We start from the raw sequence: 1266 nt of genomic DNA on the forward strand, positions 1-1266 counted from the left end.
GGCCGCGCCGCAGTGGCGGTGGCGGTGGCGGTGGCGCGGATCCTGATCGGGATGCGGAGCGGCCTGGCCCGGTCTCGCGGATGCGCTGAGGCCGGCCGGCGGGACGCGTTCGCCCGCCGCGCGCCTCAGCGCGCGGTACAGATCGCGGACGTCACCCGGGCGAAATCGATGTGGCCACGCGTGACGAGGAGTGTCGGGCGCAGCACGCCGTGATCCCATCACGGGTGGGAGGTGGCGTCAACCAGCCCGTGCGGACGCCCTTGGGCGCGCTGGGCCCGGGGCGGCTGCCGGCCGGGTGCTTTTGCGTCGCTCGGTTGCGCTGGTTACCGTCGAGGGTGACCACGGTGGTGGCGAGGCCGCTGGGGATCGTCGTCCACCAGGCGTCGGCAGGCAAGCCAGGCGTCGGCAGGCAGAGCCAGCGGGGGAGGTCCGGGTGCCCGGGAAACACGGGGTGGCGGCGTCGGCGCCGTGGCCGCGTCCCGACGAGGCATGCCGGCTCACCCACCGCCGTCACATCGACACCTGCCGGGTCAACGCTGCGGCCTGTCGCCGCTGACGTCCGCGGCTTCCCGGACCTTCCCCGCCTGATCATTGCCGTCCGCCCGTCGCGCTTCGCGCCCCGGCGGACCCGGCGCACCGATCCGTGAGCGGACCGAAGGTCGTCGATCCGGCAGGAACGGCGTTGGTCATGACAGATCCCCTCGCATCATCCGAACAGCCCCCAGCCGGTTCCGACCACCCAGCCGGTTCCGAGCACCCAGCCGGTTCCGAGCACCCAGCCGGTTCCGACCAGCCGGCGCCTGCCGGGCAGCCGGACCCGGCGGCACCCCGCCGGCCCGTCCGCCGGCCCTCGACCGCCGGGGGGCCGGCGGGTGGCCTGGGCGCGGCACCGGGCACCGGCGATTTCGTGCTGCGTGAGGCGCACGTGCTCGACCAGAGCGGCCGCTTCGGCGAACCCGTGGACGTCGCGGTCCGCGCCGGTGTCATCCGGGCGCTCGGCCCGGGACTCGGGCTCGAACCGGACCTGGTGGACGTCGACGCCCGCGGGCTGTGGTTGATGCCGGGCGTGATCGACTGCCACGTCCATGTCACCCAGTCCACCTACGACCCGTTCGAGCTGGTCACGACCCCGCTGTCCACCCGGTACCTGCAGACCGCGCAGGCGCTGCGGGCCAGCCTGCGCGCCGGCGTCACCTACCTGCGGGATGCCGGCGGCGCCGACGCCGGCATCCGGGACGCCCTGGCGGCGGGGACGGTGCCCGGCCC

Annotated in this window: 1 protein-coding gene; it reads left to right on the forward strand. The window is 75.3% G+C overall.

What is annotated here, in order from left to right:
- Window positions 1-907: 907 nt before the first annotated feature.
- On the forward strand, window positions 908-1266 hold a 359-nt coding region (locus MXD58_RS27865), incomplete at its 3' end, for an amidohydrolase family protein (RefSeq protein ID WP_250611145.1).

It is taken from the genome of Frankia sp. AgKG'84/4 (assembly GCF_023242965.2).
GTDB lineage: Bacteria > Actinomycetota > Actinomycetes > Frankiales > Frankiaceae > Frankia.